This window comes from Streptomyces sp. NPDC059816 (assembly GCF_042732055.1).
GTDB lineage: Bacteria > Actinomycetota > Actinomycetes > Streptomycetales > Streptomycetaceae > Streptomyces.
The window spans coordinates 191,466-210,442 of the sequence record NZ_JBHWIQ010000002.1; the positions used below are offsets into that span (position 1 = coordinate 191,466).

The following is an 18,977-nucleotide window of genomic DNA, read 5'->3' on the forward strand; positions in this document are numbered from 1 at the left end:
CGCGGGTCGACCCCGCGCGCGGCGTCCCCGCGGCCTCAGCTCTCGGCGCGGAGGATGTCCTTGGGCCGCTTCTGTCCCATGCCGGCCATGCTCATGGCGCCGCCGACGATCGGGGAGAGGGCGAGGATCGCCATGCCGGCCCAGAAGCCGACCGTGTTCGCCATGACCATGAAGGCGCCCGCAACGCAGAAACCCACGAAGGCGATGATGACGCTGACCCAGGCGGCCGGGGTGTGACCGTGGCTGCTGCCCGACATGACTTGCTCCTCGTTGCTGAAAGGCGGCTGTGTGCGACCGGCTGCGCGTGGCGACCCGGACGCTCGGGGTCATTCTCCCGCACGGAGGGGTCCGGTGTGCGCGCGGGGTGGGCGGCGGCGCGCGCCCGTACGGCTGAACGGGGACCGGGGACCCCCCTCCGCACGGGCGTCCCCTACGTGGCGGGCGACGGGCCGTCCGCCTGGGTGGGGTCCTCACCGCGGTCGATGGCCTTCCACAGGTCCTCGGGGCGGTCGGGGTCGACGACCGGGGCGCGGCGGCGGCGCGGGGTGCCGTCGCGTTCGTAGCGGCCGGACATCGCGGGCCATAGCCGGCCGTAGCGCAGTGCCAGGAGCCCCGCGAGCAGGATGAGCACTCCCCCGACGGCGGCGACGTACGGCCAGCTGCTGTGGCTGAGGGCGTCCACGGTCGCGGAGGCGTCGCCCGAGACCTCGGCGGCCCGGTCGTCCAGGGCGGCGCTGTCGCTCGCGCCGAGCACGGCGGCGACGACGGTGCCCGCACCGCAGAGGGTGAGCAGCGCGGCGACGAGCACCCGGCCGGCCCGGCGGACCGCGAACACGGCCACCAGCGCGGCGAGTCCGACGACCGCGAGGGCCGCGGGAACGCCGGTCACCTCGCTGCCCTTGGCGCTCAGCGGGAAGTCACCGCCCGGGACGGAGGCCGTGCCCTCGGTCCACCCCTGACGGCTGGCCAACAGGGCGACGGCGGAACCGACCGCGCCCAGCAACAGGGCGACGGCCAGACTGCGGAGCCCGGCCCGGCCCCCGGCGGACGGTCGTTCGGTGCCCCCACGGGGCTGCGGTACGGCGGAAGTCACTCCCCCACTATCCCCTGCCCGACCCGCCGGGCCGACCCGGGGGTGGGGCCCGTCAGCCGCGCCCGGTGTCCCGGGAGCCGGCGAGGCGGTTCGCCGTGTGGACGGCCCGGAGCACGGCCGCCGCCTTGTTGCGGCACTCCTGGTCCTCCATCTCGGGGTCGGAGTCGGCGACGACCCCGGCCCCGGCCTGCACGTACGCCGTGCCGTCCCGCAGCAGGGCGGTGCGGATGGCGATGGCCGTGTCGGAGTCTCCGGCGAAGTCCAGGTAGCCGACGCACCCGCCGTACAGGCCGCGCCGGGAGGGCTCCAACTCGTCGATGATCTGCATGGCCCGGGGCTTGGGCGCGCCGGAGAGCGTCCCGGCGGGGAAGCAGGCGGTCAGCACGTCGTACGCGGTGCGGCCCGGGGCGACCCGGCCGGTGACCGTGGAGACGATGTGCATCACGTGCGAGTACCGCTCGATGGACATGAAGTCGACGACCTCGACGGAACCCGGCTCGCAGACCCGGCCGAGGTCGTTGCGGCCGAGGTCGACCAGCATCAGGTGCTCGGCGCGTTCCTTGGGGTCGGCGAGGAGTTCGTCGGCGAGGGCCTGGTCCTCCTGGGGCGTGGCGCCGCGCGGCCGGGTGCCGGCGATGGGGTGCAGCAGGGCGTGCCCGTCCTCGACCTTGACCAGGGCCTCCGGCGAGGAGCCGACGACGTCGAAGCCGTCGAAGCGGATCAGGTACATGTACGGGGACGGGTTGGTGGCCCGCAGAACCCGGTACACGTCCAGGGCGCTCGCCTCGCACGGGGTCTCGAAGCGCTGGGAGGGCACCACCTGGAACGCCTCGCCGGCGCGGATGCGCTCCTTGATGTCCGCCACGGCCAGCTGGTAGTCGGGGCCGCCCCAGCGGGCGGTGAACTCGGGCAGCTCCGAGGGCGGCAGCGCCGCGGGGGGCTGGGCGAGCGGCCGGGAGAGGTCGGCCTCCATGGCGTCGAGCCGGGCGACGGCGTCGGCCCACGCCTCGTCCACCCCGGTGTCGAGGTCGTTGTGGTTGATGGCGTTGGCGATGAGCATCACCGTGCCGTTCCAGTGGTCGAGCACGGCGAGGTCCGAGGTGAGCAGCATCGTCAGCTCGGGCAGCTTCAGGTCGTCCTGTTCGCCGGGGCCGATCTTCTCCAGCCGCCGCACGATGTCGTACCCGAGGTAGCCGACCATGCCGCCGGTGAACGGCGGCATCCCGGCGGTGAGGTCGCGGGGGGTGTGCAGGGTCTCGACGGTGGCGCGCAGCGCGACGAGCGGGTCGCCGTCGACGGGCACGCCCACCGGCGGGGTGCCCTGCCAGTGGGCCCGGCCGTCCCGGGTGGTGAGGGTGGCGGCGCTGCGGACCCCGACGAAGGAGTAGCGGGACCAGGAGCGGCCGTTCTCGGCGGACTCCAGCAGGAAGGTGCCGGGGCGTTCGGCGGCGAGCTTGCGGTACAGCCCGACCGGGGTGTCGCCGTCCGCGAGGAGGGTGCGGCTGACGGGGACGACGCGGCGGTCGGCGGCGAGCTTGCGGAAGGTCTCCAGGTCCATGGCGGGTGACCCTACTGGCCCAGCGGCAGGGTGCCGGCATCGAAGCAGGTGCGGTCGCCGGTGTGACAGGCGGCGCCGACCTGGTCGACCTTGACGAGGAGGGTGTCCGCGTCGCAGTCGAGGGCGACGGACTTGACGTGCTGGACGTGTCCGGAGGTGTCGCCCTTGACCCAGTACTCGCGGCGGCTGCGGGACCAGTAGGTGCAGCGGCCCGTGGTGAGCGTGCGGTGCAGCGCCTCGTCGTCCATCCACCCCAGCATGAGCACCTCACCGGTGTCGTACTGCTGGGCGATGGCGGGCAGGAGGCCGTCCGGGGTGCGCTTGAGGCGGGCGGCGATCCGCGGGTCGAGGGCGCCGGGCTCACGGGGCGTGCTGGTCATGTCGTCCATTGTGCTGCACCCGGGTGATCCGGTGGGTCGGCGGTCCGCTCACTGGACGCGTTCGGGGGGCGCGCGGGGGCACCCGCCCGGGCGGGGCGGGGGGAGCCGGACGGCGGGGGCGAGGGGGAGCCGGTGGACGGGGGCGCGGATGCACCCGGGGGCCGGGTGGAGGGGACCGGGAGAACGGGGGGCGGGGGTCTTCGCCTGGCAGGGCCGCGGGGGGCGCCGTACCCTGGGCCGCATGTCGACCCATGCGAAACGCGAACGACTGCTCCTCGCTGACCTGTTGGAGTCGGCGGGACCCGAGGCGCCGACGCTCTGCGAGGGCTGGCGGACGCGGGACCTGGCGGCGCACGTCGTGGTGCGCGAGCGCCGCGCGGACGCGGCGGGCGGAATCCTCTTCAAGCCCCTCGCGGACCGGCTGGAGCGGGTGCAGGCGGAGTTCGCGGCCAAGCCGTACGAGGAACTGATCCAACTGATCCGGACGGGCCCGCCGAAGTTCTCGCCGTTCTCGTTGAAGCAGGTGGACGAGGCGTCGAACGCGGTGGAGTTCTACATCCACGCCGAGGACGTGCGCCGGGCGCAGCCCGACTGGACGCCGCGCCCCCTGGACCCGGTCTTCTCGGACTCCCTGTGGTCCCGGCTGGAGCGCACGGCGCGGCTGCTGGGACGCAAGCTCCCGGTGGGCGTGGTGCTGCGGCGCCCGGACGGTCAGACGGTGGTCGCCCACCGCGGCACGCCCGTGGTGACGGTCACGGGCGAGCCGGGTGAGCTGTTGATGTTCGCGTTCGGCCGCCAGGACGCCGCTTCGGTGGATCTGGAGGGCGACAAGGAGGCCGTCGAGAGGCTCCACGGGGCGAAGCAGATCGGCATCTGACGTCCGCGCAGGCCGGCGCCCGGGCTCAGCGCACCGGGTGGCCGGCCTCCCGCAGGGTGTCCTTGACCTCGCCGATCCGCAGGTCGCCGAAGTGGAAGACGGACGCGGCGAGCACCGCATCGGCGCCCGCGGCGACGGCCGGCGGGAAGTCCGCGAGCCGTCCGGCGCCACCGGAGGCGATGACCGGGACCGTGACGTGGCGACGCACGGCGGTGATCATCTCCAGGTCGTAGCCGTCCTTGGTGCCGTCGGCGTCCATCGAGTTGAGCAGGATCTCGCCGGCTCCGAGGTCGGCGGCGCGGTGGGCCCATTCGACGGCGTCGAGCCCGGTGCCCCGGCGCCCGCCGTGGGTGGTCACCTCGAAGGTGCCCGCGGGGGTGCGGCGGGCGTCGACGGACAGGACGAGCACCTGACGGCCGAAGCGCTCGGCGATCTCCCGGATGAGGTCGGGGCGGGCGATGGCGGCGGTGTTGACGCCCACCTTGTCCGCGCCGGCCCGCAGCAGCTTGTCGACGTCCTCGGCGGTGCGAACGCCGCCGCCGACGGTCAGCGGGATGAACACCTGCTCGGCGGTCCGGCGGACCACGTCGTAGGTGGTCTCCCGGTTGCCGGACGAGGCGGTGATGTCGAGGAAGGTCAGCTCGTCGGCGCCTTCGGCGTCGTACACCCTGGCCATCTCGACGGGGTCGCCCGCGTCGCGCAGGTTCTCGAAGTTGACGCCCTTGACGACCCGGCCGCCGTCGACGTCCAGGCAGGGGATGACACGGACCGCGAGGCTCATGCCGCACCGCCCCGGTACGCCTCGACCTCGACCTCGACCAGGAGCCGCGGGTCGACGAACCCGGACACGATGATCATGGAGGCGGCGGGGCGGACGGCGTCGAACAGCTCCTTGTGGGCGCGGCCGACCTCGTCCACGTCCCGGGCGTGCGTGAGGTACATCCGGGTCCGCACGACGTGTTCGGCACCCAGGCCCAGCTGCGCCAGGGCGTCGAACGCGACCCGGAAGGAGTTGACCGCCTGCTCGTGGGGGCCGCCGTCGGCGATCTTGCCGTCGACCACCGAGGTGCAGCCGGAGACCAGGACGAGGCCGTTCGGCAGCTCCACCGCGCGGGAGTAGCCGAAGACCTCCTCCCAGGGGGCGCCCGTCACCACCTTGCGCACGGAGTCGGTCATGCGGAAGCCACCGCCTCCAGCGCCTCTTCGAGGGTGAACGCCTCGGCGTAGAGCGCCTTGCCGACGATGGCGCCCTCGACGCCCTGCGGGACGAGGGCGGCGATGGCGCGCAGGTCGTCCAGGGAGGAGACGCCGCCGGAGGCGACGACGGGACGGTCGGTGGCCGCGCAGACGTTCTTCAGCAGTTCCAGGTTGGGGCCCTGGAGGGTGCCGTCCTTGGCGATGTCGGTGACGACGTAACGGGCGCAGCCCTCGGCGTCGAGACGGGCGAGGGTCTCGTACAGGTCGCCGCCGTCGCGGGTCCAGCCCCGGCCGCGCAGGGTGGTGCCGCGCACGTCGAGGCCGACGGCGATCTTGTCGCCGTGCTCAGTGATGATCTTGGCGACCCACTCGGGGGTCTCCAGGGCGGCGGTGCCGAGGTTGACCCGGGTGCAGCCGGTGGCGAGGGCGGCGGCGAGCGAGGCGTCGTCGCGGATGCCGCCGGACAGCTCGACCTTGATGTCCATGGCCCCGGCGACCTCGGCGATCAGGGTCCGGTTGTCGCCGGTGCCGAAGGCGGCGTCGAGGTCGACCAGGTGCAGCCACTCGGCGCCCGCCCGCTGCCAGGTGAGGGCCGCCTCCAGCGGGGAGCCGTAGGAGGTCTCCGTACCGGACTCGCCGTGCACGAGGCGGACGGCCTGGCCGTCGCGGACGTCGACGGCGGGGAGGAGTTCAAGCGTGCTCACAGGGTTCCGATCCAGTTGGTGAGGAGCTGGGCTCCGGCGTCGCCGGACTTCTCGGGGTGGAACTGGGTGGCCCACAGGGCGCCGTTCTCGACGGCGGCGACGAAGGGCTTGCCGTGCGTGGACCAGGTGACGAGCGGGGCGCTCATCGCCGGGTTGGTGATCTCCAGGGTCCAGTCCTGGACCGCGTAGGAGTGCACGAAGTAGTAGCGGGCGTCGGCGTCGAGCCCGGCGAACAGCCGGGAGTCGGCGGGCGCGTCGACGGTGTTCCAGCCCATGTGCGGCACCACGTCGGCCTGGAGGTGCTCGACGGTGCCGGGCCACTGGTCGAGGCCCTCGGTCCGCTCGCCGTGTTCGATGCCCTCGGCGAAGAGGATCTGCATGCCGACGCAGATGCCCAGGACGGGTCGGCCGCCGGAGAGCCTGCGGTCGACGATCCAGTCGCCGCGGGCCTGGCTGAGGCCGTTCATGCAGGCGGCGAACGCGCCGACGCCGGGGACGAGCAGCCCGTCGGCGTTCATCGCGGTGTCGTAGTCGCGGGTGATCTCGACGTCGGCCCCCACCCGGGCGAGGGCGCGTTCCGCGGAGCGGATGTTGCCGAAGCCGTAGTCGAAGACGACCACCTTCTTGCGGCTGCTGCTGGTGGCGCTGGTACTCAAGGCGACCTCCTCAGTTCCAGTAGTCGAGTCGCAGGACGCCCGCGACCAGGCACATGCCGGCGCCGATGGACAGGAGGACCAGCAGGCTCTTCGACAGGCCCTGCTTGGCGAAGGAGACGATGCCGCCGACGAGGAAGAGCCCGACGAAGATGAGGACGGTGGACAGTCCGTTCATGGCTTACAGGGCGCCCTTCGTGGACGGGAGGATGCCCTCCGCGCGCGGGTCCCGCTCGCTCGCGTAGCGCAGGGCGCGGGCGAGGGCCTTGAACTGGCACTCCACGATGTGATGGGCGTTGCGCCCGTAGGGCACGTGGACGTGCAGCGCGATCTGCGCCTGGGCGACGAACGACTCCAGGATGTGCCGGGTCATGGTGGTGTCGTAGGTGCCGATCATGGGCGCCATCTGCTCGGGCTCGCTGTGCACGAGGTAGGGGCGGCCCGACAGGTCCACGGTGACCTGGGCGAGGGACTCGTCCAGGGGGACCGTGCAGTTGCCGAAGCGGTAGATGCCGACCTTGTCGCCGAGGGCCTGCTTGAAGGCGGCGCCCAGGGCGAGCGCGGTGTCCTCGATGGTGTGGTGGGTGTCGATGTGCAGGTCGCCCTCGGTCCTGACGGTGAGGTCGAACAGACCGTGGCGGCCGAGCTGGTCGAGCATGTGGTCGTAGAAGCCGACCCCGGTCGACACGTCGACCTTGCCGCTGCCGTCGAGGTCGATCTCGACGAGGACGGAGGTCTCCTTGGTGGAGCGTTCCACCCTTCCGATGCGTGCCTGGGGGGTCATGCGCTGAGCTCCTTCTTGACTTCGCGGACCGCGTCGAGGAAAGCGTCGTTCTCTTCGGGGGTGCCGGCGGAGACCCGCAGGTATCCCGGTACGCCGTTGTCGCGGACGAGGACGCCCCGGTCCAGGATGCGCTGCCACACGGCGTGCGCGCCGCCTTCGCCGTCGAAGTGGCCGAACTGCACGAAGTTCGCGTCGGAGACGGTCACCTCGTAGTCGAGGGCGCGCAGTTCGGTGACCAGCCGGTCCCGTTCGGACTTGAGCTGCTCGACGTAGCCGAGGAGGGTGTCGGTGTGCTCCAGGGCGGCCAGGGCGGTGGCCTGGGTGACGGCCGACAGGTGGTAGGGCAGCCGGACGAGCTGCACCGCGTCCACCACGGCCGGGTCGGCGGCGAGGTAGCCGAGGCGCAGGCCCGCGGCGCCGAACGCCTTGGACATGGTCCGGGAGATGACCAGGTTGGGGCGGCCTTCGAGCAGCGGCAGCAGCGATTCGCCGTGGCTGAACTCGACGTACGCCTCGTCCGCGATCACCAGGGACGGCCGGGCGGCCTGCGCGGCCTCGTACAGGGCGAGGACCGTCTCGGCGGGCACCGCGTTGCCGGTGGGGTTGTTGGGCGAGGTGATGAACACGACGTGCGGCCGGTGTGCGGTGACGGCCCGGGCCGCGGCCTCGGCGTCGATGGTGAAGTCGGCGTTGCGGGGCCCGTCGATCCAGCCGGTGCCGGTGCCGCGGGAGATCAGCGGGTGCATCGAGTAGGAGGGCTCGAAGCCGATCGCGGTGCGGCCGGGGCCGCCGAAGGTCTGGAGGAGCTGCTGGATGACCTCGTTGGAGCCGTTGGCCGCCCACACGTTGGCCGTGCCGACGCGGTGGCCGCCGGTGCGGGTGAGGTACGCGGCGAGTGCGGTGCGCAGCTCGATCGCGTTCCGGTCGGGGTAGCGGTTGAGGTGCCGGGCGGCCTCGCGGACCCGCTCGGTGATCCGCTCGACCAGGGCGTCGGGCAGCGGGTACGGGTTCTCGTTGGTGTTCAACCGGACGGGGACGTCGAGTTGGGGCGCGCCGTAGGGGCTCTGGCCGCGCAGCTCGTCGCGCACGGGGAGGTCGTCGATGTGGGTCACTTGCTCTGGGGAACCTTCCATCCGAACCGTGCCTTGACCGCCGCGCCGTGCGCGGGCAGGTCCTCCGCCTCCGCGAGGGTCACCACGTGGTGGGCGACCTCGGCGAGGGCCTCGCGGGTGTAGTCCACGATGTGGATGCCGCGCAGGAACGACTGCACGGACAGCCCGGAGGAGTGACAGGCGCAGCCGCCCGTGGGCAGGACGTGGTTGGAGCCCGCGCAGTAGTCGCCGAGGGAGACGGGGGCCCAGGGGCCGACGAAGACCGCGCCGGCGTTCTTGACCCGGTCGGCGACGGCGGCGGCGTCGGCGGTCTGGATCTCCAGGTGCTCGGCGCCGTAGGCGTCGACGACCCGCAGGCCCTCCTCGATGCCGTCGACGAGGACGATCGCGGACTGGCGGCCGGTGAGGGCGGGCACGATGCGGTCATCGACGTGCTTGGTCGCGGCGACCTGGGGGCCGAGTTCCTCGGCGACCGCGTCGGCGAGCGCTGCGGAGTCGGTGACCAGGACGGCGGCGGCCAGCGGGTCGTGTTCGGCCTGGCTGATCAGGTCGGAGGCGATGTGGACCGGGTCGGCGGTGTCGTCGGCGAGGACCGCGATCTCGGTGGGTCCGGCCTCGGTGTCGATGCCGATGCGACCGGTGAAGTAGCGCTTGGCGGCGGCGACCCAGATGTTGCCGGGGCCGGTGACCATGTTGGCGGGCGGGCAGGACTCGGTGCCGTAGGCGAACATGGCGACGGCCTGGGCGCCGCCGACGGCGTAGACCTCGTCCACGCCGAGCAGGGCGCAGGCGGCCAGGATGGTGGGGTGCGGCAGGCCGTCGAACTCCGCTTGCGGCGGGGAGGCCAGCGCGATGGAGGCGACGCCGGCCTCCTGGGCGGGGACGACGTTCATCACGACGGAGGACGGGTACACCGACCGACCGCCGGGGGCGTAGAGCCCGACCCGCTCGACGGGCACCCACTTCTCGGTGACGGTGCCGCCGGGGACGACCTGGGTGGTGTGCGTGGTGCGGCGCTGGGCGCGGTGCACCAGGCGCGCGCGGCGGATCGACTCCTCCAGTGCGGCGCGCACGGCGGGATCGAGGGCGGCCAGGGCGTCGGCGAGCGCCCGGGCGGGAACCCTGACCTGGTCGAGGGTGACTCCGTCGAACCGCTTCGCGAAGTCGATCAGCGCCGCGTCGCCCCGATGGTGCACGTCCTCACACAGGGGCCGCACCTTCTCCAGGGCGGCCTCGACGTCGAAGTCGGCACGGGGCAACAGGTCGCGCAGGGCGCCGCCCTCGGGGAGGGCGTCACCGCGCAGATCGATTCGGGAGATCACGGACCCAATTCTCGCAGACGGCGCGAGAGCGTCGGGCGGGCGTATCAATGACTGATACGGGGCATCCGAAGGCGCCGGGAGCATCCGAATGTGACGCTGCGCCAGCACGCCCCCAATCGACCTCACCGTACGTGTTCATATCATCACCCAGGGGGTATGAACGATCGTACGAGCCACCGAGGTGGATGAGCCGCGCGGGGTCGAGGGGATCGCGCCCCCGACACGGACGTCACGGACGACACGGCCAGCGCGGAACGGCCTCGATGGAACGGACCGCCCAGGATCGCCACCCACCACGCGCCGTCACCCTGTGTGACCGGCGAGCGGCTGATCGGCGTCCTCGCGATACGGGCGGCACCGACGACGCGCACGGTGCGGCGATGCCGTGCGTCGACACGGGCACGGACCACGGAGCAGTGCGGCCCATGAGACGACTGAGCAACTCAACAACTCAGCAGCGAGGAGGCGTGGTGGTCGGCAGTGGCGCGGACGACGGGGGTACGACGACGAGCACCGGCGATCCGCCGGACGGTCTCACCGCGGCGGAGATCGGCATGTGGCAGGCGTTCCGCAACGGGAGCCGCTACGACCTGCGCACGGGCGATCCGTTCGCGGACGATCCGCACGGCGGGCGGCCCTGGGGCCCGGAACGGACGGTACGGGCGAGGGTCGTGTGCTGGCTGTTGCTGGACGGGCCGCCCGCGCTGCCCGGACGGGTCTCCTCGCTGAAGCTGACGGGACTGTTCGTCTCGGGCACCCTCGATCTGGCGGGCGGCACGATCTCCCCGTACGTGGAGCTCAACCGGTGCCGCTTCGAGCGGGAGGTGGTGCTGCCGGAGGCCGGGTTCGTGACGCTGCGGATGGTCGACTGCGCGGTGCCCCGGCTGGAGGCGGCCCGGGTGCACACGGAGGGCGACCTGCACCTGCCGCGCTGCCGCTTCCAGCACGGCATCCGCATGACCGACGCCCAGATCGGCACGGACCTGCTGCTCAGCCAGGCCGTCGTGTTCGGCGACCGCCGCGGCCGGGCGCTGGTGGCGGACGGCATGAGCGTCGGCCAGGACCTCCAGGCGGAGCTGCTGGAGGCGTACGGCGAGGTGAGCCTGCGCGGGGCGAAGGTCGGGGTGTCGCTGAGCCTGCGGGGCAGCCGGCTGGTCAATCCGTACGGCGACCGTGCGCTCAACGCCCCTCAGTTGACCGTCGAACGCTCGCTGTACCTGACCCCCGCCGCCGTCATCGACCCGGCCGCCAACGGGGGCACGACCCCCGCGCACGGGACCCGGGTACGGCGCTTCGAGTGCCGGGGCGGCGTCCGTCTGGACGACGGACGTTTCGGGGACGCCGTGGACCTGGCCGGGGCGCGGTTCGTGATGACCGACGACCAGGAACTGTCGCTGCGCCGGGTGCAGACCCCGGAGTTACGGTTCCTCGGCGAGCGCCCCGACCGCGGGCGGGCGGTCCTGTCGGGCGCGCGGGTGGTCAACCTGGTCGACCGGTCGACCAGCTGGCCCGGTGCCGGCCGGCTCCAGATGGGCGGCTTCTGGTACGAGCACCTGGTGCCGACGGGGAGCTTCCCGCTGGCGCGCCGACTGGAGTGGGTGGCGGCAGCCACCCCGGAGTACCACCCCGAGCCGTACGAGCGGCTGGCCGCGGTGCTGCGGGACAGCGGGGAGGACGCGGAGGCGCGCGAGGTGCTGCTCGCCAAGCAGCGCCGGCGACGCGAGACGCTGCCGATCGGGGCCAAGCTGTGGGGGTACGCCCAGGACTGGGCGGTCGCCTACGGGTACCGTCCCGGCCGGGCGGCCCTGTGGATGGCGGTGCTGTGGGGCGCCTGCGGGGTCGCGTTCTCCCGGGCCGCGCCGCCCCCGCTGAAACCGGACGACCACCCGGACTGGAACGCGGCGCTGTTCGCCCTGGACCTGCTGATCCCGGTGATGGACCTGGGTCAGGACGGTCACTGGCGACTGTCCGGATGGTGGCAGTGGTTCGCCACCACGATGATCATCGCGGGGTGGATCCTGGCGACGGCGGTGGCGGCCGGCGCGACCCGGCTGTTGCGCCGGGGCTGAGGGTCCGCCCGCCCCGGGGCAGGGGCCTTTGCCGGGACTTGACCGTCACGGAAGCAACCCGGACGCGGTTACCGAACCGTCACCGGGTTGCCCTGGCGCCCCGTCCGACCTGCGGTTTTCAATGGTTCGGACCATGGCTCTGCTGCGTGCCCTCATCCGTACCGCCCGGATGGCCCGACACACCTCCTCGCTCGCTGCGGGACTCCCCGCCGACGACGAGGTCCTGCTCGACGTTCCGGACGACCGGCTGGGCCCCGCGCTGGTGGCCGCGGGACGCGGTGAGCACCGTCTGGCCGCCGATCTGCTCGCCGCCACCCGCGAGGGCGCCGAGTGGGAGGACCGCGACCGCTACGTCACCCGGCTCGCGGCCTTCGCCGGGCCCCGGCCCGAGTGGCTCGCCCGCTGGCGCGACGCCGCCCCGCACGACCCCGACCTCCGGCTGCTCGCCGCCGAGCAGGCCGTGGCCGACGCCTGGGCGGGGGCGGCCCCCGCCCGCGCCGAACGGCTCCACGCGCTCGCCCCCCTGGTCACGGCCGCCGCCGAGGGCGATCCGCGCGATCCGGTGCCCTGGCGGGTGGCCCTCGACCACGCCCGCGGCGGCACCGCCCCGCAAGCCCGTTTCGCTGCGCTGTGGGGCGAGGCGGTGCGCCGCTCCCCGCACCACTACGGCTGTCATGTGGCCGCCCTGCGCTTCCTGGCCGCCACCGGGGGCGAGGCCGGACACGGACAGTGCTTCGACTTCGCGGAGCGCGCCGCGCACGACGCACTGCCCGACTCCCTCGTCCAGGCCCTGCCCGTCCGGGCCGTCTTCGGCCACCTGACCACCCGCACCGGTCCCGGCGCCGTGCCCCGGCACCGGCTCGACGCCGCCGTGGACCGCGCCGTGCGCCTGTCCGCGCGCCTTGCGCCCGCCGACCCCTGGCCGGCGGAGGTGCGCAACATCCTGATCTGCGTGCTGGTGCGCCTGGAGCGCTGGCCCGAGGCGCTGGAGCAACTGCGGCGGACCGGCCCGTACGCCACCTCGTTCCCGTGGGACCGGTTCTCGGACGATCCGCTCGGACAGTTCCTGGAACTGCGGGACGGGGTCCGGATCGAGGTGGCCGCCTCGACCCCGCTGCGTGCCCGCCGGAGCCCGGCACTCCCCGGCGACCACTAGGCTTGCACGTCGTGACCACCGTCCGGCTGCCGCTGTTCCCGCTCAACTCGGTGCTGTTCCCGGGGCTCGTCGTGCCCCTGAACGTCTTCGAGGAGCGCTATCGCGCCCTGATGCGCGATCTGCTGAAGACCCCCGACGACGAACCCCGGCGCTTCGTGATCGTGGCGATCCGGGACGGCCACGAGGTGGCCCCCAGCGCACCGGGTCTACCCGACCCGACCGCGCTGCCGGAGCGCGGCCCCGCCGCGGGCTTCGGCGACGACCCGTTGAAGGCGTTCCACGGCACGGGTTGCATCGCGGACGCGGCGACGCTGCGGGAGCGCCCCGACGGCGGGTTCGAGGTCCTCGCCACCGGAACCACCCGGGTGCGGCTGCACTCGGTCGACGCGTCCGGGCCCTATCTGACGGCCGAGGTGGAGGAGCTGACCGAGGAACCCGGGGACGAGGCGGGCGCCCTGGCCGAAGGGGTGCTGCGGGCCTTCAGGGCGTACCAGAAGCGGCTGGCGGGGGCCCGTGAGCGGTCGCTGGCCACCAACGGGGAACTGCCGGACGAACCGTCGGTCGTCTCGTACCTGGTCGCCGCGGCGATGGTGCTGGACACCCCGACCAAACAGCGGCTGCTCCAGGCGCCGGACACCGCGTCCCGGCTCCGGGACGAGTTGCGGCTGTTGCGCGGCGAGACCGCGATCATCCGCACCCTGCCCTCCGTACCGGCGGTGGACCTCACCCGCGCCCCCACCAGCCTGAACTGACCGCACCGGCCGAGGCGAACGAGGAGCCCCAGCGTCCCGATGGCGAAGAAGCAGAAGCAGCAGACGGGCGGTACGCCCGCGACCGTGGCCCTGACGGCGGCCGGCGCGGCGTTCACCGTCCACGCCTACGCCCACGACCCCGCCCATCCCTCGTACGGCGAGGAGGCCGCACAGGCCATGGGCGTCTCACCCGATCGGGTGTTCAAGACCCTCGTCGCCGACGTGGACGGCGAACTCACGGTCGCGGTGGTCCCGGTCGCCGGGAGCCTGGACCTGAAGGCGCTCGCCACCGCGGTCGGGGGCAAGAAGGCCGCGATGGCGGACCCCGCCGCGGCGGAGCGGGTCACGGGGTACGTCCGGGGCGGGATCTCGCCGCTCGGGCAGCGCAAGCGGCTGCGCACCGTCCTCGACGCCTCGGCCGGGGAGCACACCACGATCTGCGTGTCGGCGGGCCGTCGGGGCCTGGAGGTCGAGCTGGCCCCCACGGACCTGGTGACCCTCACCGGCGCGGCGCTGGCGTCCATCGGCCGGGCCTGACCCGTGGGCCCGCAGCGGCGCGGTCGCTAGCGGGACGGGCCCGGACCGGGCCCGCCGTCGTACGGGGGGACACCGTCCTGCGGCGGGGGTGCGTAGGGGTCCCGGGCCGGGCCGTCGACGCCGGGGCCGGTCGGGCCATCGGCCGCGGGCGACTGGTCCCAGGGCCCGGGACCGTGGGCGAGCGGCAGGTCGTACGGGTCGGGGTCGCGGGGTGCGAACAGGGCGGTCAGGCACAGGTGCAGCGACAGGGCGGCGACCGGCCACACCAGGAGGGTGCCCAGGGCCTCCAGCTTCAGCGGCGCGTCGAAGGTGACGCCCTTGCCGACCTCCTTCGCGTGCGCGACCACGTCCTCGGTCGGGCCGAGCCACACGCCGAGGCGCCACGCCAGCAGCCCGCCGAGCAGACTGCCGACGGCGAGGGCGACGACCAGCGGGATGCCGCCGCGCTTGCGCCACAGGAACACCGCGAGCGCGCTGACCGCGCCGAACCCGATCGCGAGCAGAGTGAACGTTCCGTCGATGCCGATGGCCTGTTCCCCCTCGGTGTCCCCGAGGTAGACGGCGTCGGCGTCCGAGACGAGCGGGACCCGCGGCGCCAGCCACAGCCACAGCAGCCCCAGTAGGACGCCCGCCGCGGCGACCGCGACCGTGATCACGGCGGCCTCGCGGAGCTCTTCCCGCAGTCCCGGCCCCGTCCCCTCGCCGGACTCCCCGGGCCCCGCCGAGGGGGGGTCGGAGGGCGGAGTGCCCCAGCCGCCCTCGGCGGGCGGCTGGTGGTGCGGTGGTGGCTGCTGCGACGACGGCGGCGGCGTAAACGGTGTGGTCACCCTGACATCGTGCCAGCCCGGCGCACCGCCCGCGTCATCGGACGGCGGCCCGCCGGTACGCCCAGGTCGCCACGGCGAGCGAGATGACGCCGACCCCGGCGCAGACCGCGAGGTGGAGCCCGATGACCCCCCAGTCGGGGTGCGGCGCGAACGTCCGCGCGAACGCCTCCACGCCGTAGGTGGAGGGCAGCAGATCGCGCCCGTACTGGACCGCCAGGGGCAGTCGCTCGGGCGGCAGCACCCCGAGCAGCAGCGCGGCGGACATGCCCAGTTGGCCGAGCAGGGTGGCGAGTTCCGGACGGGGCGCGAGGAGCCCCAGGGCGGCGCCGAGCCCGGCGAGGGCGGCCCCCGCGAGCGGGATCACCGCCAGCAGCACCCACAGGTGGGTGAACGGGAGTTGGAACAGGACGCAGCCCACGGCGGCGGTGACGAAGGTGCCGGGGACCGTGAAGGAGGCGTACGCGGCGGCGGCCCCGAGGACCACCGCGGCGGGCGGCACGGGCAGCGTGGCGTAGTGGTCGAGTCCGCCGTCCGCCCGCAGCCGGCCGAAGTACTGGGCGAGCAGGTTGAGCGCGACGAACGCGACCACCAGGACGCTGGACCCGGCGACGACCGCCCGCGCCTCCTCGCCGCCGTCGACGACGCCCCGCATCAGGACCATGATCCCGACGGACTGGAAGGTGGCGACGAACAGCAGCGGGATGCGCGCGACCCGGGCCCGGGAGAGCTGGGCGCGGTAGACGGCGCCGAGCGCGGGCAGCAGTCGGGCGCGCGGCGCCAGCGGCGCGGGGACCGGACGGCTCGCGGGACGCGCCGGCTCACTGCGACGGTGGGAGAGCACCTCGGCGGGTACGACGGTCACGGGGTGAGGCTCCTGTTCCTGGCAGCGTGCGGCAGGGCGTCCGTGGGTGGTCGGTGGGTCATGCCTTCACCAGGCCCGTCGCTTCGGTGTCGGTGCCGCCCAGGGCCAGATAGACGTCCTCCAGGCTGGGTGTCGCCAGCGTGAAGTCGTCGAGGGCGGCGAAGGCCGCGCCTCCGGTGACCGCGGCGACGGCGGCCCGCGCCTCGTCGGGGGCGAGCCGCAGCACCCAGCGGCGACCGGATTCGGTGGCGGAGGACCGCAGCGCGGCGACCTCCGGGATGTCGAGCGGGGCGCGCTCGCGCCACACGAGTTCCACCCGCACCTCCCCCGCGAGGCGTTCCTTCAGCCCGCCGGGCGTGTCACAGGCGATCACCCGGCCCCGGTCGAGCACCGCGACCCGGTCGAGGACGGTCTCCGCCTCGATGACGTTGTGGGTGACCAGCAGGACGGTGGTGCCGTACCCGGCGCGGCGGCGGTCGATCGCGGCCCACACGGCGCGCCGCGCGATGGGGTCCATGGCGGTGGTGGGTTCGTCCAGCACCAGCAGGGGCCGCTCGCCGACGAGCGTCGCCGCGACGCAGGCGAGCCGCCGCTGCCCGCCGGAGAGCTTGGCGATCGGGCGGGACGCGAGCGGGGTGAGGCCCAGTTCGTCGAGGACGGCGTCCCGCTCGGCGCGGGCCGCGGCGGCGTCGAGGCCGCGCAGTCGGGCGGTGGTCTCCGCGGCGAGGGAGACGGTCAGCTCGTCGAGGGCGCTGGACTCCTGGCCGAGGTAGGCGAGGATGCGGGCGGCCCGGTCGGGGTGGCGCACGATGTCGTGGCCGAGGATCTCGACGCTGCCGGAGTCCGGCCGCATCAGTCCGGTGAGCTGGCGTACCAGGGTGGACTTCCCGGCGCCGTTCGGGCCGAGCAGGCCGAAGATCTCGCCCCGTCGGATGTCGAGGCGCACGTGGTCGGTGGCCCGCACCTCCGGGGTGCCGGGGGCGCCGCGGCGGCCCCGGGTGGCCCGGTACGTCTTCACCAGGTCGCGCACCGCGCACACCACGTCACCGAGGTGGTCAGGGTGTGCGGGGCGCGTACTCACGAGGATGGAGCCTACGGGGTGCGGGGGGCACGGTTGGTCCCCGGGGTGGGCAAGCCCGCCGGGGGCGGGCCGGCGGGCCCGCCCGCCCCGGGGGCGTCAGGGCCCCGTTCCCGGTCCGGCGGTGCGGGGGGTCACTCCCCGGCCGGGGCGTGTTCTGCGGTCCGCAGGTCGACCTCGCGCCAGAAGCCGGCCCGGATCGCGTACCGGTCGTTCTCGTCGATCTGGTCGTCCTTGTGGGCGAGGAGACCGAAGCGGGCGGCGTAGCGCAGGAGTTCCCCGTCGATGCGGTGCGGGACCCTGGGGTAGAGCACGGAGAGGCGTTCGAGGACGGCGGGTTCGGGCAGTCGGCCCATCCAGCGGCGGGCGAAGACCTGGCCGACCTCGTAGGGGTCGCCGCCGACCGTGGTGATGTCCTCCTCGCGGTCCGCCCAGCGCTGTTCGGCGCTGGTGAGCTGGGCGAGGGTGGGCAGGGTGGCGAGCTCGGGGGGTTCGGCGGTGCCGGGGCGGTCCACCCAGCCCTTGTCGGAGGACCAGCGCAGGGTGGCCCCGGTGGCCCCGCCGGGCACGGGGTGGGCGGCCGGGCCGCGCAGCGCGGCGAGGTCCTTCGGGGTGGGCACGGCCTTGGCGCGTTCCGCGGTGCCGTTCTCGTGGCGGGCCGGCGCCTCGTGCCGGGGAGCGGCCACGTGGTCGGCGGTCGGGGCGGCGACCGGTCCGGGCAGCGGGGGCGCGGGCAGGGGCGCGTCGGGCAGCGGGGCGGAGAGGATCGCGGCGATCTCCGGCCGGGGCACGGGCGGCGGGGCGCAGGCTCCGGTGCCGTCCTTGGCGCGCACGGCCCGGGTGATCCAGGCGCGGTCGAGGACGCGGCGCTCGTCGGCCTCGGCCACCAGGTCCTCGGACTGGTTGTAGTCGCCGTCGGCGGCCTGGACCGCCCACAGGTGGACGGCGACCCCGTGCTCCTTGGCGGCCATCATGCCGGGCAGCAGATCGCCGTCGCCGGTGACGAGGACGACGTCGGAGCACGCCCGGTTGCGGGCCAGTTCGGTCAGCTCGGCGTGCATGGCGGCGTCGACGCCCTTCTGCGCCCACCGGCCGTCGCTGCGGGTCAGGGCGCCGAGGCGGACCGTGACCCGGGGCATCACGCGCAGTCTGCGGTGGTCGGGTTGCGGTACGCGGTCGGGGGCGCCGTCGAACCAGTAGATCCGCAGCAGCGGGCGTTCGGTGTCCCGCTCGGCGCGTTCACGGAGCCCCTGGATCAGGGCGGCGTGGTCGACGGTGATGCGGGACCGCGACGGTTCTCCGGCGAGGAGACTCGCGGCGGCTCCCAGCAGGTATCCGGCGTCCACCAGGACGACACAGCGTTCCACGTGACCCACCCTCTTTCCTGAACTGTCCCTGCGACGAGCAACGGGATGTCTGAAAGCGCCCCTTCAGGGTGGTGGGTCCGCTGAGCCGCTGGGCCACCGGGCCCCCTCCACCGACGGGGGCGCTCGTCGGGTTTCCTCAGGCTTGCTTCGAGTCTGCCCGACCGGCGGGGGGTTAACGGCCCGAACTCGATCTTCGGCGTGGCGGATTCACCCGGGGCGCCCCGTTGACCGCCACTACTCAGGGTAAATCTCCGACATGCGCGACTTGTCGGCTTATGTGAATCTGGTCCCGGCTCTGGCCCCCAGATCCCCCTACAGGAGGCAGATCACCATGGCCAAGAACAAGAACCGCAAGCACGGCGGCCAACAGCACCGCTCCTCGGCAGCCGAGCAGGGCTCCCAGGAAGCCCAGCGGTCCTCCCTAGAGTCCCAGACCGACCAGCGCCAGTCCCAGGTCACTCCCGGCGACGTGGCGCGCAAGGGGCGCCAGAAGCGCTTCGGCCACAACTGATCCGTCGTACGACCGCACGCCGTACGACGACGGAGAGGGGGGGGGGCCGCCCGGGGGGGCCCCCCCGCGCGGGGGCCCCCCCCCCCCCGGGGGGGGGCGCACACCCCCCCCCCCGGCCCGGCGCGGGCCCCCCCAACA

Annotated in this window: 22 protein-coding genes; 6 read left to right on the forward strand and 16 right to left on the reverse strand. The window is 73.9% G+C overall.

Annotated features, from left to right (window positions below):
• Positions 1-35: 35 nt before the first annotated feature.
• The 4 genes from ACFV88_RS03435 to hisI form a co-directional block, all read right to left on the reverse strand.
• Positions 36-257, reverse strand: coding sequence for an HGxxPAAW family protein (locus ACFV88_RS03435; RefSeq protein WP_385485502.1), 222 nt, complete (start codon positions 255-257; stop codon positions 36-38).
• Positions 258-430: 173 nt separating this feature from the next.
• Positions 431-1,093: a TIGR02234 family membrane protein gene (locus ACFV88_RS03440; protein ID WP_385485504.1), complete on the reverse strand. Its 663-nt coding sequence runs from the start codon at positions 1,091-1,093 to the stop codon at positions 431-433.
• A 52-nt stretch (positions 1,094-1,145) separates the two neighbouring features.
• The gene (locus tag ACFV88_RS03445; protein ID WP_385485506.1) at positions 1,146-2,651 is read right to left on the reverse strand and encodes an anthranilate synthase component I; all 1,506 of its coding nucleotides are present in this window, start codon (positions 2,649-2,651) and stop codon (positions 1,146-1,148) included.
• 11 nt (positions 2,652-2,662) lie between these two features.
• On the reverse strand, positions 2,663-3,031 hold the full coding sequence (gene hisI / locus ACFV88_RS03450; RefSeq protein WP_385485508.1) for a phosphoribosyl-AMP cyclohydrolase: 369 nt from the start codon (positions 3,029-3,031) through the stop codon (positions 2,663-2,665).
• Between the two features lie 241 nt (positions 3,032-3,272).
• Between hisI and ACFV88_RS03455 the strand changes: the two genes are divergently transcribed.
• Positions 3,273-3,908, forward strand: coding sequence for a TIGR03085 family metal-binding protein (locus ACFV88_RS03455; protein WP_385485510.1), 636 nt, complete (start codon positions 3,273-3,275; stop codon positions 3,906-3,908).
• 25 nt (positions 3,909-3,933) lie between these two features.
• Here the strand turns inward: ACFV88_RS03455 and hisF are convergent, their stop codons facing one another.
• The 8 genes from hisF to hisD are packed head-to-tail and all read right to left on the reverse strand — an operon-like array spanning position 3,934 to position 9,680.
• Entirely contained in the window at positions 3,934-4,689 is a 756-nt protein-coding gene (gene hisF / locus ACFV88_RS03460; protein WP_385485512.1) for an imidazole glycerol phosphate synthase subunit HisF, read from the reverse strand.
• Positions 4,686-5,084 carry a RidA family protein gene (locus tag ACFV88_RS03465; protein WP_385485514.1) on the reverse strand — a complete coding sequence of 133 codons (399 nt, stop codon included), beginning with the start codon at positions 5,082-5,084 and terminating at the stop codon, positions 4,686-4,688. Before ACFV88_RS03465 ends, hisF begins: the two co-directional genes overlap by 4 nt.
• Positions 5,081-5,809, reverse strand: coding sequence for a bifunctional 1-(5-phosphoribosyl)-5-((5-phosphoribosylamino)methylideneamino)imidazole-4-carboxamide isomerase/phosphoribosylanthranilate isomerase PriA (gene priA / locus ACFV88_RS03470; RefSeq protein ID WP_385485515.1), 729 nt, complete (start codon positions 5,807-5,809; stop codon positions 5,081-5,083). The genes ACFV88_RS03465 and priA overlap by 4 nt, the downstream gene beginning before the upstream one ends.
• The gene (hisH, locus tag ACFV88_RS03475; RefSeq protein ID WP_385485517.1) at positions 5,806-6,465 is read right to left on the reverse strand and encodes an imidazole glycerol phosphate synthase subunit HisH; all 660 of its coding nucleotides are present in this window, start codon (positions 6,463-6,465) and stop codon (positions 5,806-5,808) included. Before hisH ends, priA begins: the two co-directional genes overlap by 4 nt.
• A 10-nt stretch (positions 6,466-6,475) precedes the next feature.
• On the reverse strand, positions 6,476-6,640 hold the full coding sequence (locus ACFV88_RS03480; protein WP_385485519.1) for a hypothetical protein: 165 nt from the start codon (positions 6,638-6,640) through the stop codon (positions 6,476-6,478).
• A 3-nt stretch (positions 6,641-6,643) separates the two neighbouring features.
• Positions 6,644-7,246, reverse strand: coding sequence for an imidazoleglycerol-phosphate dehydratase HisB (gene hisB / locus ACFV88_RS03485; protein WP_385485521.1), 603 nt, complete (start codon positions 7,244-7,246; stop codon positions 6,644-6,646).
• Complete coding sequence (locus tag ACFV88_RS03490) at positions 7,243-8,358, reverse strand: histidinol-phosphate transaminase (RefSeq protein WP_385485523.1); 1,116 nt, start codon at positions 8,356-8,358, stop codon at positions 7,243-7,245. The genes hisB and ACFV88_RS03490 overlap by 4 nt, the downstream gene beginning before the upstream one ends.
• A complete protein-coding gene (gene hisD / locus ACFV88_RS03495) occupies positions 8,355-9,680 on the reverse strand; it encodes a histidinol dehydrogenase (RefSeq protein WP_385485525.1) in 1,326 nt (441 codons plus the stop codon). Before hisD ends, ACFV88_RS03490 begins: the two co-directional genes overlap by 4 nt.
• Positions 9,681-10,234: 554 nt before the next feature.
• Between hisD and ACFV88_RS03500 the strand changes: the two genes are divergently transcribed.
• From ACFV88_RS03500 to ybaK, 4 genes are all read left to right on the forward strand, one after another.
• Positions 10,235-11,749 (forward strand): oxidoreductase, encoded by a 1,515-nt coding sequence (locus tag ACFV88_RS03500; RefSeq protein ID WP_385486018.1) that lies wholly within the window; start codon positions 10,235-10,237, stop codon positions 11,747-11,749.
• A gap of 121 nt (positions 11,750-11,870) precedes the next feature.
• Entirely contained in the window at positions 11,871-12,905 is a 1,035-nt protein-coding gene (locus ACFV88_RS03505) for a hypothetical protein (protein ID WP_385485527.1), read from the forward strand.
• An 11-nt stretch (positions 12,906-12,916) separates the two neighbouring features.
• The gene (locus ACFV88_RS03510; RefSeq protein ID WP_385485529.1) at positions 12,917-13,657 is read left to right on the forward strand and encodes an LON peptidase substrate-binding domain-containing protein; all 741 of its coding nucleotides are present in this window, start codon (positions 12,917-12,919) and stop codon (positions 13,655-13,657) included.
• 39 nt (positions 13,658-13,696) lie between these two features.
• Positions 13,697-14,194, forward strand: coding sequence for a Cys-tRNA(Pro) deacylase (ybaK, locus tag ACFV88_RS03515; RefSeq protein WP_385485531.1), 498 nt, complete (start codon positions 13,697-13,699; stop codon positions 14,192-14,194).
• A gap of 26 nt (positions 14,195-14,220) precedes the next feature.
• Here the strand turns inward: ybaK and ACFV88_RS03520 are convergent, their stop codons facing one another.
• The 4 genes from ACFV88_RS03520 to ACFV88_RS03535 all read right to left on the reverse strand — a co-directional run bounded on the left by ACFV88_RS03520 (position 14,221) and on the right by ACFV88_RS03535 (position 18,328).
• On the reverse strand, positions 14,221-15,021 hold the full coding sequence (locus ACFV88_RS03520) for a hypothetical protein (protein ID WP_385485533.1): 801 nt from the start codon (positions 15,019-15,021) through the stop codon (positions 14,221-14,223).
• 34 nt (positions 15,022-15,055) lie between these two features.
• Complete coding sequence (locus ACFV88_RS03525; RefSeq protein ID WP_385485535.1) at positions 15,056-15,883, reverse strand: ABC transporter permease; 828 nt, start codon at positions 15,881-15,883, stop codon at positions 15,056-15,058.
• A gap of 58 nt (positions 15,884-15,941) precedes the next feature.
• A complete protein-coding gene (locus ACFV88_RS03530; RefSeq protein WP_385486020.1) occupies positions 15,942-16,922 on the reverse strand; it encodes an ABC transporter ATP-binding protein in 981 nt (326 codons plus the stop codon).
• Positions 16,923-17,095: 173 nt separating this feature from the next.
• Positions 17,096-18,328, reverse strand: a complete 1,233-nt coding sequence (locus ACFV88_RS03535; RefSeq protein ID WP_385486022.1) for an NYN domain-containing protein — start codon at positions 18,326-18,328, stop codon at positions 17,096-17,098.
• 331 nt (positions 18,329-18,659) lie between these two features.
• On the opposite strand from ACFV88_RS03535, the gene ACFV88_RS03540 reads away from it, so the two are divergent.
• A complete protein-coding gene (locus tag ACFV88_RS03540; protein ID WP_385485537.1) occupies positions 18,660-18,839 on the forward strand; it encodes a hypothetical protein in 180 nt (59 codons plus the stop codon).
• Positions 18,840-18,977 lie beyond the last annotated feature (138 nt).

What these genes read in the sequence shown, in the direction of transcription:
- ACFV88_RS03435 (WP_385485502.1), bottom strand. Translation starts at nt 257, where the DNA reads ATGTCGGGCAGCAGCCACGGTCACACCCCGGCCGCCTGGGTCAGCGTC.
- ACFV88_RS03445 (WP_385485506.1), bottom strand. Translation starts at nt 2,651, where the DNA reads ATGGACCTGGAGACCTTCCGCAAGCTCGCCGCCGACCGCCGCGTCGTC.
- hisI (WP_385485508.1), bottom strand. Translation starts at nt 3,031, where the DNA reads ATGACCAGCACGCCCCGTGAGCCCGGCGCCCTCGACCCGCGGATCGCC.
- ACFV88_RS03455 (WP_385485510.1), top strand. Translation starts at nt 3,273, where the DNA reads ATGTCGACCCATGCGAAACGCGAACGACTGCTCCTCGCTGACCTGTTG.
- hisF (WP_385485512.1), bottom strand. Translation starts at nt 4,689, where the DNA reads ATGAGCCTCGCGGTCCGTGTCATCCCCTGCCTGGACGTCGACGGCGGC.
- ACFV88_RS03465 (WP_385485514.1), bottom strand. Translation starts at nt 5,084, where the DNA reads ATGACCGACTCCGTGCGCAAGGTGGTGACGGGCGCCCCCTGGGAGGAG.
- ACFV88_RS03480 (WP_385485519.1), bottom strand. Translation starts at nt 6,640, where the DNA reads ATGAACGGACTGTCCACCGTCCTCATCTTCGTCGGGCTCTTCCTCGTC.
- hisB (WP_385485521.1), bottom strand. Translation starts at nt 7,246, where the DNA reads ATGACCCCCCAGGCACGCATCGGAAGGGTGGAACGCTCCACCAAGGAG.
- ACFV88_RS03500 (WP_385486018.1), top strand. Translation starts at nt 10,235, where the DNA reads ATGTGGCAGGCGTTCCGCAACGGGAGCCGCTACGACCTGCGCACGGGC.
- ACFV88_RS03505 (WP_385485527.1), top strand. Translation starts at nt 11,871, where the DNA reads ATGGTTCGGACCATGGCTCTGCTGCGTGCCCTCATCCGTACCGCCCGG.
- ybaK (WP_385485531.1), top strand. Translation starts at nt 13,697, where the DNA reads ATGGCGAAGAAGCAGAAGCAGCAGACGGGCGGTACGCCCGCGACCGTG.
- ACFV88_RS03540 (WP_385485537.1), top strand. Translation starts at nt 18,660, where the DNA reads ATGGCCAAGAACAAGAACCGCAAGCACGGCGGCCAACAGCACCGCTCC.